This window comes from Pseudomonas sp. zfem003, assembly GCF_032621675.1.
Classification (GTDB): domain Bacteria; phylum Pseudomonadota; class Gammaproteobacteria; order Pseudomonadales; family Pseudomonadaceae; genus Metapseudomonas; species Metapseudomonas otitidis.
Genome location: NZ_JAVYJG010000003.1, coordinates 15,997 through 28,762, shown reverse-complemented (window position 1 = coordinate 28,762; position 12,766 = coordinate 15,997). Strand labels below are relative to the sequence as shown.

The window sequence follows — 12,766 nt, the reverse complement described above, 5'->3', positions numbered from 1 at the left end:
TTTATCGAGGTCCATGATGCGCAAGACCCTGCTGCGCATGACGTTGCGCCAGCTCCAGGTGTTCCGTGCCGTGTACGAGAGCCGCTCCTACAGCCGCGCGGCGGAGGAGATGGCGCTGACCCAGCCGGCGGTGAGCCTGCAGATCCGCCAGCTGGAAGAACTGGTGGGCCAGCCGCTGTTCGAATACGTGGGCAAGAAGCTCTACCAGACCGACGCCGCCGAGGCGTTGTACGTGGCCAGCGGCGACATCTTCCAGCGGCTGGAGAGCCTCGACATGCAGCTCTCCGACCTGCAGGGCTCGCTGCAGGGGCAGCTCAACCTGGCGGTGGAGTCCAGCGCCAAGTACTTCGTGCCCCACCTGTTCGCCGCCTTCCGCCAGCAGCACCCGGACGTCAGCCTGCACCTCACGGTGGTCAACCGCGCCCAGGCGATCAAGCGCCTGGCGGACAACCGCGACGACCTGGTGATCATGTCCCTGGTGCCCCAGGACATGGCCCTGGAGTTCCTGCCGTTCCTGAACAACCCGATCATCGCCGTGGCCCCGCCGGACCACCCGCTGTGTCACGCCCGCAGCCTGACCCTCAAGGACCTGGAGCCCTTCCCGCTGCTGGTGCGCGAGGCCGGCTCCGGCACCCGCAAGGCCTGCGAGGAGTACTTCCAGCAGAAGCGCGCGCACTTCGCCCACACCCAGGAAGTCACCTCCCTGGATGCGTTGCGCGAGTGCGTGGTGGCGGGCCTGGGCATCGGCCTGCTGCCCCGTCATGCGGTCAGCCTGGAGCTGGCCACGGGGTTGCTTCGGGAGCTGCCGGTGGAGGAACTGCCGCTCTACCGCAGCTGGTGCGTGGTGCATGCCAAGGGCAAGCGGCTGTCACCGGTTGCCCAGGCCTTCATCAGCTACATCCGCGAAGAACGCGCCCAGATCAGCACGCTTTCGCAGCGTTTCGACGGCGCTTTGCCGTTGTCGACAACAGGTAGTTGATGGCGATCAGGTCGGGATAATCGTCGATCTCGGCCTTCAGGCGCCGTTCCTCGGCGTGGGCCTCGATGGCGCGGCGGAAACGCATCCGGCGCTGATCTTCGAGTTTGCGGCGGGTCTTGCTGTCGAGGACGGGGGCGTCCGAACGCACGTCATGGGGATGAGTCATGTCGGGTCTCCAGGGGCTCCGTTGTCGGAGCCCCCAGCATTGCGCCGGAACATGACGCTTTGACGGCAAGCCGATGACCCTGGAATGACCGACGCTCAGGTGCGCGGTGCTCAGCCGAGCATGTCCAGCAGGCGGTACCAGGCGATGCCAGCCCCGAGATAGAGCCGTTGCAGCCCATGCAGGGGGATGCGCCGGATGGGGCTCGCCGGGAAAGGAAAGGCCTCTTCGCTGCCCGTCAGGCGCTGTGCCATTCGTCGGCCCAATGCAGTCGCCAGGGCCACGCCCCGCCCGTTGTAGCCCAGCAGGATCGAGAGTCCCGGCGCCGGTTCGTGCAGGTGCGGCAGGAAGTCCTGGGTCAGGGCGACGCGGCCGCTCCAGCGGTAATCGATGGGCACCCCGGCCAGTTGCGGGAAGAGGTGCGTGAGGGATTGCTCCAGATGGGCCCAGTCCCCCGCCTGGCGGGGTTCGGCGAAGGGGCCCCGGCCGCCGAGCAGCAGGCGGCCCTGGGCGTCCTGCTTGAAGTACAGCAGCAGCCGGCGGGCGTCCGAGCACACTTCGCCGCCTGGCAGCACGCTGCGCCGCAGGGCCTCGGGCAGCGGGCGGGTGGCGACGATGAAGCTGTTGGCGGCGAGCACGGTCTGGCGCAGGCCGGGCCACAGGGCGTCGGTGTAGCCGTTGGTGGCCAGCAGCACCCGCTCGGCGTGGACGCTGTGCCCGCCGGCCGTGGCCAGGCGCCAGCCGCCGCCCTGCGCTGACAGGCCGGTCACCCGGCTGTGGCCGTGGATGCGAGCCCCTTCGGCCTGGGCCGCCCGGACCAGGCCACGGGCGTAGCTGAGGGGCTGCACGCTGCCGGCGCGCGGGTCGACCCAGGCGCCCAGGTAGTGGGGGCTGCCGATGCGCCGGGTGACCTGCTCCCGGTCCAGCAGCTCCACCGGGACGCCGTGCCGGCGCCATTGCTCGGCGCGACCCTCGATGGTGCGCAGCGCGGTCGGCGAGGCGGCCGGCTGGATCCAGCCCCGGCGGGTGGCGTCGCAGTCGATGGCGTGGCGCTCGATCAGGGCGAACACCTCGTCCGCTGCGCCGCCCGCCACGTCGATCAGGCGCTCGGCCTGTGCGCCGCCGAAGCGCTTGCGCAGGGCGTCGGGGTCGTACTTGAGGCCGGGGATCACCTGGCCGCCGTTGCGCCCGGAGGCGCCCCAGCCGGGCTCGCCGGCATCCAGTACGCAGACGCGGGTGCCGGCGGCGGCCAGGTGCAGGGCGGTGACCAGGCCGGTGTAGCCGGCGCCGACGATGGCGACATCCACCCGGGCGTCTTCGGCGAGGGCGGGCGTCGCCGGTGCCGGCGTTGCCGTGGCGGCCCAGAGCGAGGCGGGCAGGGTGGTCTGTGGTGCGTTCATGCCGGCACCTCGCCGTTGTTCAGCAGGCGCCGGAGGAAGTCCTGGGTGCGCGGGTGGCTGGGGGCGCCGAGCACCTCGCGGGCAGGGCCGGCCTCTACAATGCGGCCGCCGTGGAGAAAGCAGACCTTGTCGGCCACGTCCCGGGCGAAACCCATCTCGTGGGTCACCACCACCATGGTCATGCCTTCGTCGGCGAGCTTGCGCATCACCGCCAGCACCTCGCCCACCAGCTCGGGGTCGAGGGCCGAGGTGGGCTCGTCGAAGAGGATCGCCCTGGGCTTCATCGCCAGTGCACGGGCGATGGCCACGCGCTGTTGCTGGCCGCCGGAGAGTTCGTCCGGGTAGGCGTCCATGCGGTGGGCGAGGCCGACCTTCTCCAGCAGGGCGCGGGCGTGTTCGCGGGCCTCGCGGGGGTTTTCCTTCTTCACGTACACCGGCCCTTCCATGACGTTCTCCAGGGCGGTGCGGTGGGGGAACAGGTTGAAGCGCTGGAACACCATGGCCACCTGGGTGCGGATCTCATGGATGCTGTCGTGGTGGCGGTTCACCGGCTGGCCGCTGACCAGGATCTCGCCCCGGTCGTGGGTCTCCAGGCCGTTGATGCACCTCAGCAGGGTGGATTTGCCGGAGCCCGAGGGGCCGATCAGGCAGACCACCTCGCCACTCTCGATGCTCAGGTCGATGCCTTCGAGCACCGCCAGGCTGCCGAAGCTCTTGTGCAGCTGCTTGATCTCGATCATGCCTTGCTCCTCTTGCCGATTCGCGCTTCCAGGCGGCGCAGGCCGTAGGACAGCGGCAGGCTCAGCGCCAGGTAGAGCAGTGCCACCAGGGTGTAGACGGTCATGTTCTCGAAGGTGGAGGAGGCGATCAGCTGCCCCGCCCGGGTCATCTCCGCCACGGTGATGGTGGAGACCAGGGAGGAGTCCTTGAGCATCATCACCAGGGTGTTGCCGTAGGGCGGCAGGGCGATGCGGAAGGCCTGGGGCAGCACCACGCGGCGCATCACCATGGCGCCGCGCATGCCGAGGGATTCGGCCGCTTCGATCTGCCCCTGGTGGATGGCCTGGATGCCGGCGCGGAAGTTCTCCGCCTGGTAGGCCGAGTAGGCGATGCCGAGGCCGATGACGCCGGCCTGGAAGGCGCTGAGCTGGATGCCGAAGTCTGGCAGCACGAAGTAGATGTAGAAGAGCTGCACGATGATCGGCAGGCCGCGGATGACGTTGACCAGGCCGATGGCGAACAGCGAGATGGCGCGGACCTTGGACACCATCATCAGGGCGAAGACCAGGCCGATGACGGAGCTGAGCAGGAAGGACCCGGCCGTGACCTGCAGGGTGACCACCGCCCCTTTCAGCAGAATGGGGAGGAAGTCCAGGGCGTTCTGGAGAAACATGGCGCTACCCGAGAGAAGGTTCAGGAAAGGCCCGCCCGGGGAGGGGCGGGCAGGGTGGGCTCAGTCGAGCTTCCACTTGGCGATGATGCCGGCGAGGGTGCCGTCGGCCTTGATGGCGGCGATGCCCCGGTTGACCCGTTCCAGGGTCTGCGGCTCGCCCTTGCGCACGATCAGGCAGACGTCGCCCATGATCACCGGCTGGTAGCCCTGCACCAGGCGCACCTTGTCCTGGGTGCCCTGGGCCATCTGGTAGGCGAGGATCGGGTGGTCGGCGAAGCCGGCCTTGATCCGCCCCAGCGCCAGGTCGCGCATCAGGTCGGCGATGGAGTCATAGCCGCGCACTTCCTTGAAGATGCCGCGCTTGTTCAGCTCGTCGATGAACACGGTGCCGACCTGGGCGCCTACCACTTCGCCCTTGAGGTCCTCCATGCGGGTGTAGGCGGTGGCGTCGTCGGCGCGGACGATCAGGCCCTCGCCGTAGCTGAACACCGGGTCGGAGTACTGCACCACCTTCTCCCGCGCGGGGGTGCGCAGCATGGCGGCGGAGATGACGTCGATCTTCTTCGCGGTCAGCGAGGGGATCAGGGCGGCGAAGGTGGTCTGCTGGATGTCCACCTCGAAGCCACCGGCGCGGCCTACGGCTTCGGCGGCGTCCACCATCATCCCCTGGATGCGCTGGCTCTTGACGTCGAGGAAGGTGAAGGGCACGCCGGTGGCGGTGGCGCCGACGCGGAAGGTGTCGGCCTGGGTGGTGAAGGAGGCGAGGCCGGCGACCAGGGCGCAGGCACAGGTGAGGGCACGGAGGCGAGGATGCATGGCGGTTCTCCCATCAAACGCTGCTTGTTGTCGTTGTGCGCGTATGGATAGCCTCGTCTGTATCGGCAGGAGGCGTTGAACCGACTATAAGTGATTTACAGAAATCGTAAAGAGATTTATAAATATCGAATATCGATACTTTGTGGCGAATAACCAAGAGAGCCGCTGTGAACGACAACGACAATGCCCTGTTCAACCAATCCCTGGAGAAAGGCCTGGCCGTGCTGCGGGCGTTCAACGCGCAACGCCGCACCATGAACCTGGCGGAGGTGGCCGAGGCCGCGGGCATCAACAAGAGCTCCGCGCAGCGGATGATCCACACCCTCGAAGCCCTGGGTTACGTCTGCAAGCACCCGCAGACCAAGCGCTTCCAGCTCACGCCCCGGGTGATGGAGATCGGTTACAACTACCTCGCCGCCGACACCCTGGTGGACGTGGCCAATCCCTTCCTCGCCGAGCTGGCGCAGATCACCGGGGAGACCACCAACCTCACCGAGCCCGACGGGGTGGAGATGGTCTACGTGGCGCGCTTCGTGGCGCCCAAGTTCATCCCCATCCACATGCCCATCGGCAGCCGCATCCCCATGTACTGCACCGGCTCCGGCCGGGCCTACCTGAGTGCGCTGGAGGACGGGGAGGTACGCGAGCTGCTGGCCGCCAGCGAGCTGAAGCGACACACCCAGCAGACGCTGGTGGACCCGGAGGCGATCCTGGCGCAGGTGACGATCACCCGGGCCAAGGGCTACGCGATCAACAACGAGGAGCTGTTCCAGGGCGACATGACCATCGCGGCGCCGATCCTCGGCAGCCAGGGCCGCCCGGTGGCCTCGGTGCACGTGGTGGCGCCCACCAGTCGCTGGACCCAGGAGGAAGCCGAGCGTCGCCTGGCGCCGGCGGTGATCGAGTGCGCGCGGGCCATCCGCACCTCGATCCGCACGCTCTAGCCGGTCGCTTTCAGCGGGCGGCTCAGTCCTCGGCGTTCTTGATCGACTTCGGCGACAGACGCAGGCTGCGCAGGCTGCGCTTCACGCTCTTGAGGTGGTTGACCAGGCTCGGGCCACGGGCCATGGCCACGCCCATGGCCAGCACGTCGATCACCACCAGGTGGGCGATGCGCGAGGTCAGCGGGGTGTAGATCTCGGTGTCTTCCTGCACGTCGATGGCCAGGTTGACGGTGGCCAGGTCCGCCAGCGGTGTCTGGCTCGGGCACAGGGTGATCAGCGTGGCGCCGGTCTCGCGGACCAGGTTGGCGGTGATCAGCAGGTCCTTGGAGCGGCCCGACTGGGAGATGCAGATGGCCACGTCGGTGGGCTTGAGGGTCACCGCCGACATCGCCTGCATGTGCGGGTCGGAATAGGCCGCGGCGGTCAGCAGCAGGCGGAAGAACTTGTGCTGGGCATCGGCCGCCACCGCACCGGAAGCACCGAAGCCGTAGAACTCCACGCGCTGGGCCTGGGCGCAGGCGGCGATGGCGGCCTGCAGGGCCTGCGGGTCGAGCTTCTCGCGCACGTCCATCAGGGTGTGCAGGGTGGTGTCGAAGATCTTCAGGCTGAAGTCCGCCACCGAGTCGTTCTCGTGGATGGCGAACTGGCCGAAGCTGGCGCCCGCCGCCAGGCTCTGCGCCAGCTTCAGCTTGAGGTCCTGGAAGCCGCCACACCCGATGGCACGGCAGAAGCGCACGATGGTGGGCTCGCTGACCCCGACGCTCTGCGCCAGGTCGGCCATGGAGCTGTGCATGACGGCGGCGGGGTCGAGCAGGACGTGATCGGCGACTTTCAATTCCGACTTGCGCAGCAGATGGCGCGATTGGGCGATATGTTGCAGCAGATTCACTGGGCAGGCTCTTCGAAGTGGGGAAGTACGCCGCAGGTCGCGATCTATTCGGCCGGGCAACTCGGTTATGATCGGCGACGGTCAGGCTGTAGTGACCGTGTAGTTATACTACATGACCCGCTTCCCCGCCCAGGCAAACCACGCAGGAGTGCACACGTGACCCAGCCTTGCGACATGTTGGTCTTTGGCGGCACCGGCGATCTGGCGCTTCACAAGCTGCTGCCGGCGCTCTATCACCTGCATCGCGACGGCCGGCTGCATCCGCAGCTGCGCATCCTCGCCATTGCCCGCAATCCCCTGGACATCGACCGCTACCGCGCCCTGGCCGAGCGTCATTGCCGCGCCCAGGTGGCCCGTGCCGAGTTCACCGAGCAGGCCTGGGCCGGGTTCGCCGAGCGGCTGGACTACTTCGCCATGGACGTGTCCCAGAGCGCCGACTTCGGCCGCCTGGCGCGCCACCTCGGCCCGCTGGAAGGGCGCACCCGCGTCCACTACCTGGCCATCGCCCCGCGCCTGTTCGAGGACATCGCCCGGCACCTGCAGATCGCCGGGCTCGGCGGGCCGGACGACCGCATCGTGCTGGAGAAGCCCATCGGCCATTCCCTGGAGTCGGCCCGCGCCATCAACGCCGCCATCGGCAAGGTGTTCAGCGAATCCCAGGTGTTCCGCATCGACCACTACCTGGGCAAGGAGACGGTGCAGAACCTCATGGCGCTGCGCTTCGCCAATGCCCTGTTCGAGCCGATCTGGCGCGCCGGTCACATCGACCACGTGCAGATCAGCGTGTGCGAGACCCTGGGCGTGGAGAACCGCGGCAGCTACTACGACCAGGCCGGCGCCATGCGCGACATGGTGCAGAACCACCTGCTGCAGCTGCTCTGCCTGGTGGCGATGGAGGCGCCGGTACGCTTCGACGCCGAGGCGGTGCGCAACGAGAAGGTGAAGATCCTCGAAGCGCTCAAGCCCATCTCCGGGCTCGACGTGCAGGACAAGACCGTGCGCGGCCAGTACAGCGCCGGCAAGATCGGCGGCCAGGAAGTGCCGGCCTACTACTTCGAGAAGAACGTCGACAACGACAGCGACACCGAGACCTTCGTCGCCCTGCAGGTGGAGATCGACAACTGGCGCTGGGCCGGCGTGCCCTTCTACCTGCGCACCGGCAAGCGCCTGGCGCGCAAGTACTCGGAGATCGTCATCCAGTTCAAGCCGGTGCCCCACCGCCTGTTCAACGGCGGCGAGGCCAACCGCCTGCTGATCCGCCTGCAGCCGGAGGAGCGCATCAGCCTGCAACTCATGGCCAAGAACCCCGGCAAGGGCATGCGCCTGGAACCGGTGGAGCTGGACCTGAACCTGGCCCAGGCCTTCAGCCAGCGGCGCTGGGATGCCTACGAGCGGCTGCTGCTGGACGTGATCGAGGGTGACTCGACGCTGTTCATGCGCCGCGACGAGGTGGAGGCCGCCTGGCGCTGGGTCGACCCGATCCTCGAGGGCTGGCACGAGCACTACCAGAGCCCCCGCAGCTACCCCGCCGGCTCCAGCGGCCCGGAGCAGGCCCACAGCCTGCTGGAGCTGCAGGGGCGGGCCTGGAACGACTGAGCCCCATTCTTTCGCGAATGAATTCGCTTCCACAAAAAAGCCAGACCGCTGCCTAGGCTGGACGTCACCGGCTGGGCTCGGCCCGGCTCCGCTGGTGGACCGGTGAAGGGGGCCACCCTACCGGTCCGCAGCGCCAACGATGGGCTTCGCACAGCTCAGCCCATCCTACGAATGGAGCGGGCCCGTAGGATGCGGTGAGCTCGGCGAACCGCATCGATCGGTCACGGCGTTGGGGGCGTGCAGCGGCATTGCTCCAGCGCAATACCCGTGGCTGGGGGCTTGCCTAGAATGCGCGATTTTTCGCGTCACGAGCCCCGCCCATGTCCCGCCTTCCCGCCCCCGAACTGCTGTGCCCCGCCGGCACCCTCAAGTCCATGCGCCATGCCTTTGCCTACGGCGCCGATGCCGTCTACGCCGGGCAGCCGCGCTACAGTCTGCGGGTGCGCAACAACGAGTTCGACCACGCCAACCTGGCGCTGGGCATCGCCGAGGCCCATGCCGCCGGCAAGCGCTTCTACGTGGTGGTCAACATCGCCCCGCACAACGCCAAGCTGAAGACCTTCCTCAAGGACCTGGAGCCGGTGGTGGCCATGGGGCCGGATGCGCTGATCATGTCCGACCCGGGGCTGATCATGCTGGTGCGCGAGCACTTCCCGGCCATGCCCATCCACCTGTCGGTGCAGGCCAACGCGGTGAACTGGGCCAGCGTCGAGTTCTGGCACCGCCAGGGGCTGGAGCGGGTGATCCTCTCCCGCGAGCTGTCCCTGGAGGAGATCGGCGAGATCCGCCAGGCCGTGCCCGGCATCGAGCTGGAGGTGTTCGTCCACGGCGCCCTGTGCATGGCCTATTCCGGGCGCTGCCTGCTCTCCGGCTACATCAACCACCGCGACCCCAACCAGGGCACCTGCACCAACGCCTGCCGCTGGCAGTACAAGGCCGGTGAAGCGCGGGAGGACACCCTCGGCGACATCGTCCACGCCTGCCAGCCGGCGCCGACCCTGGGCGAGGGGCCGAGCACCGAGCGGGTCTTCCTGCTGGAGGACGAGACCCGCCCCGGCGATTTCATGCCCGCCTTCGAGGACGAGCACGGCACCTACATCATGAACTCCAAGGACCTGCGCGCCGTGCAACACGTGGAGCGCCTGGTGGCCATGGGGGTGCATTCGCTGAAGATCGAGGGGCGCACCAAGTCGCACTTCTACGTGGCCCGCACGGCCCAGGCCTACCGCCAGGCCATCGACGACGCGGTGGCCGGCCGGCCCTTCGAGCCGCGCCTGCTGGAGCGCCTGGAGTCACTGGCCAACCGGGGCTACACCGAAGGCTTCCTGCGCCGGCACACCCACGACCACTACCAGAACTACGCCTTCGGCAGCTCGCGGCCGTCGCGCCAGCAGTTCGTCGGCGAGCTGACCGGCGTGCGCCGGGGCGAACTGGCCGAGGTGGTGGTGAAGAACCGCTTCGAGGTAGGCGACCGCCTGGAGCTGATGACCCCCGCCGGCAACCTCGGCTTCATCCTCCATGGGCTGCAGGCCGGCGACGGCAGCCGCCGCGAAGTGGCGCCGGGGGACGGCCACGTCCTCTACATTCCGCTGCCTGCCGACCTCGACCTGGAGCACGGGCTGCTGCTGCGCGACCTGCCGGAGCCGGTCAGCGCCACAGCGTAGCGCTCTGTTCGCGGAGCAGCGCGGTGAAGGCCGAGGCCTCCACCGGCGGGCTCAGCAGGTAGCCCTGGATCTCGTCGCAGCCCTGCTCCTTGAGGAAGTCCAGCTGCTCGGTGGTCTCCACGCCCTCGGCTACCACCTTAAGCTCCAGGCCGTGGGCCATGGCGATGATGGCGCGGGTGATGGCGGCATCCTCGCCGCCCAGCGACAGGTCGCGGATGAAGGTCTGGTCGATCTTCACGTAGTGCACCGGGAAGCGCTTGAGGTAGCTCAGTGACGAGTAGCCGGTGCCGAAATCGTCGATGGCCAGCTTCACCCCCAGCTCGCGCAGCTGGTGGAAGGTGGCGATGACGTGCTCGACGTTCTCCAGCAGGTGGCTCTCGGTCAGCTCCAGTTCCAGCAGGCGCGGCGGCAGGCCGGTTTCCGCCAGCACCTGGCGCACCAGGGCCACCAGGTTGCCCTGGCGCAGCTGGTGGCCGGAGAGGTTCACCGAGACGCGGATGTCCGCCACGCCCTGGCGCTGCCAGTCGCGGGCCTGCAGGCAGGCCTGGCGCAGGACGAACTCGCCGATGGGGGCGATCAGCCCGGTTTCCTCGGCCAGGCCGATGAAGTCCCCCGGCGGGACCAGCCCCATCTGCGGGTGGCGCCAGCGCACCAGGGCCTCGGCGGCGTTGAGGCTGTCGTCGGCCAGGCACAGCTTGGGCTGGTAGAAGACTTCCAGCTGACCCTCGTCGATGGCCTTGCGCAGCTGGGTTTCCAGTTGCAGGCGCTCCAGGGTGCAGGCCTGCAGGTTGTCGGTGAAGAACTGGAAGGTGTTCCCGCCCAGGTGCTTGGCGTGTTGCATGGCCATGTTGGCCTGGCTGACCAGGGTGGTGATCTCCCGCGCGTTGTCCGGCAGCAGGCTGATGCCCAGGGAGGCGCTGACCACCAGCTCCTCGCCGCCCACCGTCATCGGCGTGCGCAGCTTGGCCAGCAGGCGGCTGGCGGTGCGCGCGAGGCTGGAGAGGCTGCCGTAGCGGTCGAGGATCAGCGCGAACTCGTCGCCGGACAGCCGCGCGATGGTGTCCGCCTCCGGCGCGGCCTGGGCCAGGCGCCGGCCCATCTGCCGCAGCAGCTGGTCGGCCAGCTCGTGGCCGAGGCTGTCGTTGAGCACCTTGAAGCGGTCCAGGTCGATGTGCAGCAGCGCCAGGCCGTGGCCGTTCTCGCGGGCCCGCTCGCTGGCCTGGTGCAGGCGGTCGCGGAACAGCGTGCGGTTGGCCAGGCCGGTGAGGTCGTCGTAGTGGGACAGGTAGCGCAGGCGCTCCTCGGCCTCGCGCCGGGCCGAGAGGTCGGAGAAGAAGCCGACGATGTGGCTGGCCTGGCCGCGTGAGTCGCGCACCACGTTGAGCTGCAGCCACTGCGGGTAGAGCTCGCCGTTCTTGCGGGTGTCCACCAGCTCGCCCTGCCAGCAGCCGTCGTGCTCCAGCTGCTGGTGGATCAGGTGGTACTGGCGGCGGCTCTCGCGGGTGCCGCTGATTTCCGCCACGGCGCGGCCGAGCACTTCCTCGGCGCGGTAGCCGGTGACCTGGGTGAAGGCCTGGTTGACCGCCAGCAGGCGGTAGTCCGGGTCGAGGATGACGATGCCTTCGCTGGCGGCCTCGAACACCGTGGCGGCGAGGCGCTGCTGCTCCTCGGCCTGGCGCCGGGCGGTGACGTCGCGGCGGGTGCCGACCATGCGCAGCACGCGCCCGCGCGCGTCGCGCTCCACGGCGCGGCCGCGGTCTTCCACCCAGATCCAGCGGCCGTCGCGGTGGCGCACGCGGTAGTCCACCGCGTAGTCCTCGCTGCGGCCCTTGAGGTGGTCCACCAGGGCGCGGCGCAGCAGCGGCACGTCATCGGGGTGCAGGCAGGGGCGCAGGTCGCTGAGCACCCGGGACACCTCGTCGCTCTCCAGGCCGAAGATGGCCTTGAGCTGGGTGTGGTGCACCTCGTCCGTTTCCAGGTTCCAGTCCCACAGGCCCAGCTCGCTGGCCTCCAGGGCCAGGGCCAGGCGCGCCTCGCTCTTGGCCAGGGCGTGGGTGGCGTCGGCCAGTTCCAGGGTGCGCTGGGCGACGCGGATCTCCAGTTCGTCGTGGGCACCGCGCAGCTCCCGCTCGGCACGGCGGCGTTGTTCCACTTCGCGGGCCAGTTCGGCGTTGAGCCCTTCGGCGCGGCTCTTGGCGTGCTCCAGGTTGTCGATCAGGGCCTGGTTCTGCAGGCGCTGCAGCAGGCTGTTGCGCACCAGGCGGTTGACCTGCAGCGCCACCACCATCAGCGCCGCCAGCAGGGTCAGGCTCAGCAGGCCCCAGCCGCGCAGCATCGGGTGGCCGCTGGCGAGCAGCCAGCTGACCGTGGGCAGCAGGCAGGGCAGGGCGAAGGCGAGGAAGGCCGGCAGGCTGACGGCATAGGCGACGCTGGCGGAGAGGATGGCGGCGGCGACGAGCCCGTAGACCAGCGCCTGCTGCAGGAAGGCGTCCGCCGGCACCAGAAAGACCACCGGGAAGGCCAGGGTCAGCCCCGAGGCGCCAGCGCCGAGCAGGAAGGTGCGGTGCCAGTGCGGCTGGGCCTGGCGCGAGGGCAGGGCGCGGTTGAAGGCGGCGACCTGGGTCAGCCGCAACACGGCCAGCAGGACCAGCCAGATCAGCCAGCCGGAGAGCAGGGCCGCCAGTTCCGAGCGCCACAGCAGGCAGGCACAGGCCAGCCCGTTGAGCAGCATGAACAGGGTCGGGACCCGGGAGCCCTGGTAAAGCAGGCGCGTGCGCTCGATCGCCAGGTCGGCGGCGAACGGGGGGCGCAGCGGCGCGGAATCGTCGTCGGCAAACGCAAGGGAAGCCTGGTTGGGAGTCGCGGTCATAGGCGATGTTCTTGTAATGGTTGCCTAGGCGTCGGCGGAGCTTACCCGAGCCT

At 68.8% G+C, this 12,766-nt stretch carries 11 protein-coding genes; 4 read left to right on the top strand and 7 right to left on the bottom strand.

Annotated features, from left to right (window positions below):
* The first annotated feature begins 31 nt into the window (after nucleotides 1-31).
* Entirely contained in the window at nucleotides 32-979 is a 948-nt protein-coding gene (locus RTK35_RS06260) for a LysR family transcriptional regulator (RefSeq protein ID WP_107331003.1), read from the top strand.
* On the opposite strand, the gene RTK35_RS06255 is transcribed toward RTK35_RS06260, so the two are convergent.
* The 5 genes from RTK35_RS06255 to RTK35_RS06235 all read right to left on the bottom strand — a co-directional run bounded on the left by RTK35_RS06255 (nucleotide 921) and on the right by RTK35_RS06235 (nucleotide 4,751).
* Nucleotides 921-1,145 (bottom strand): PA3496 family putative envelope integrity protein, encoded by a 225-nt coding sequence (locus tag RTK35_RS06255; RefSeq protein ID WP_074969676.1) that lies wholly within the window; start codon nucleotides 1,143-1,145, stop codon nucleotides 921-923. The genes RTK35_RS06260 and RTK35_RS06255 overlap by 59 nt on opposite strands.
* A gap of 110 nt (nucleotides 1,146-1,255) precedes the next feature.
* Nucleotides 1,256-2,542, bottom strand: a complete 1,287-nt coding sequence (locus RTK35_RS06250) for an FAD-binding oxidoreductase (protein WP_316907637.1) — start codon at nucleotides 2,540-2,542, stop codon at nucleotides 1,256-1,258.
* Entirely contained in the window at nucleotides 2,539-3,282 is a 744-nt protein-coding gene (locus tag RTK35_RS06245) for an amino acid ABC transporter ATP-binding protein (protein ID WP_182851324.1), read from the bottom strand. The genes RTK35_RS06250 and RTK35_RS06245 overlap by 4 nt, the downstream gene beginning before the upstream one ends.
* A complete protein-coding gene (locus tag RTK35_RS06240; protein WP_316907636.1) occupies nucleotides 3,279-3,935 on the bottom strand; it encodes an amino acid ABC transporter permease in 657 nt (218 codons plus the stop codon). The genes RTK35_RS06245 and RTK35_RS06240 overlap by 4 nt, the downstream gene beginning before the upstream one ends.
* A 60-nt stretch (nucleotides 3,936-3,995) precedes the next feature.
* The gene (locus RTK35_RS06235; RefSeq protein WP_279863320.1) at nucleotides 3,996-4,751 is read right to left on the bottom strand and encodes an ABC transporter substrate-binding protein; all 756 of its coding nucleotides are present in this window, start codon (nucleotides 4,749-4,751) and stop codon (nucleotides 3,996-3,998) included.
* A gap of 167 nt (nucleotides 4,752-4,918) precedes the next feature.
* On the opposite strand from RTK35_RS06235, the gene RTK35_RS06230 reads away from it, so the two are divergent.
* Nucleotides 4,919-5,695, top strand: coding sequence for an IclR family transcriptional regulator (locus tag RTK35_RS06230; protein ID WP_074969660.1), 777 nt, complete (start codon nucleotides 4,919-4,921; stop codon nucleotides 5,693-5,695).
* A gap of 22 nt (nucleotides 5,696-5,717) precedes the next feature.
* Here RTK35_RS06230 and hexR read toward each other — a convergent pair whose 3' ends face one another.
* Entirely contained in the window at nucleotides 5,718-6,584 is an 867-nt protein-coding gene (gene hexR, locus RTK35_RS06225) for a transcriptional regulator HexR (RefSeq protein ID WP_044405761.1), read from the bottom strand.
* A 174-nt stretch (nucleotides 6,585-6,758) separates the two neighbouring features.
* Between hexR and zwf the strand changes: the two genes are divergently transcribed.
* Nucleotides 6,759-8,180 (top strand): glucose-6-phosphate dehydrogenase, encoded by a 1,422-nt coding sequence (gene zwf, locus RTK35_RS06220; RefSeq protein WP_222902168.1) that lies wholly within the window; start codon nucleotides 6,759-6,761, stop codon nucleotides 8,178-8,180.
* Between the two features lie 320 nt (nucleotides 8,181-8,500).
* A complete protein-coding gene (gene yegQ, locus RTK35_RS06215) occupies nucleotides 8,501-9,844 on the top strand; it encodes a tRNA 5-hydroxyuridine modification protein YegQ (protein ID WP_044405765.1) in 1,344 nt (447 codons plus the stop codon).
* On the opposite strand, the gene RTK35_RS06210 is transcribed toward yegQ, so the two are convergent.
* Nucleotides 9,828-12,713, bottom strand: a complete 2,886-nt coding sequence (locus RTK35_RS06210; RefSeq protein ID WP_182851320.1) for an EAL domain-containing protein — start codon at nucleotides 12,711-12,713, stop codon at nucleotides 9,828-9,830. The genes yegQ and RTK35_RS06210 overlap by 17 nt on opposite strands.
* Between the last annotated feature and the right edge of the window lie 53 nt (nucleotides 12,714-12,766).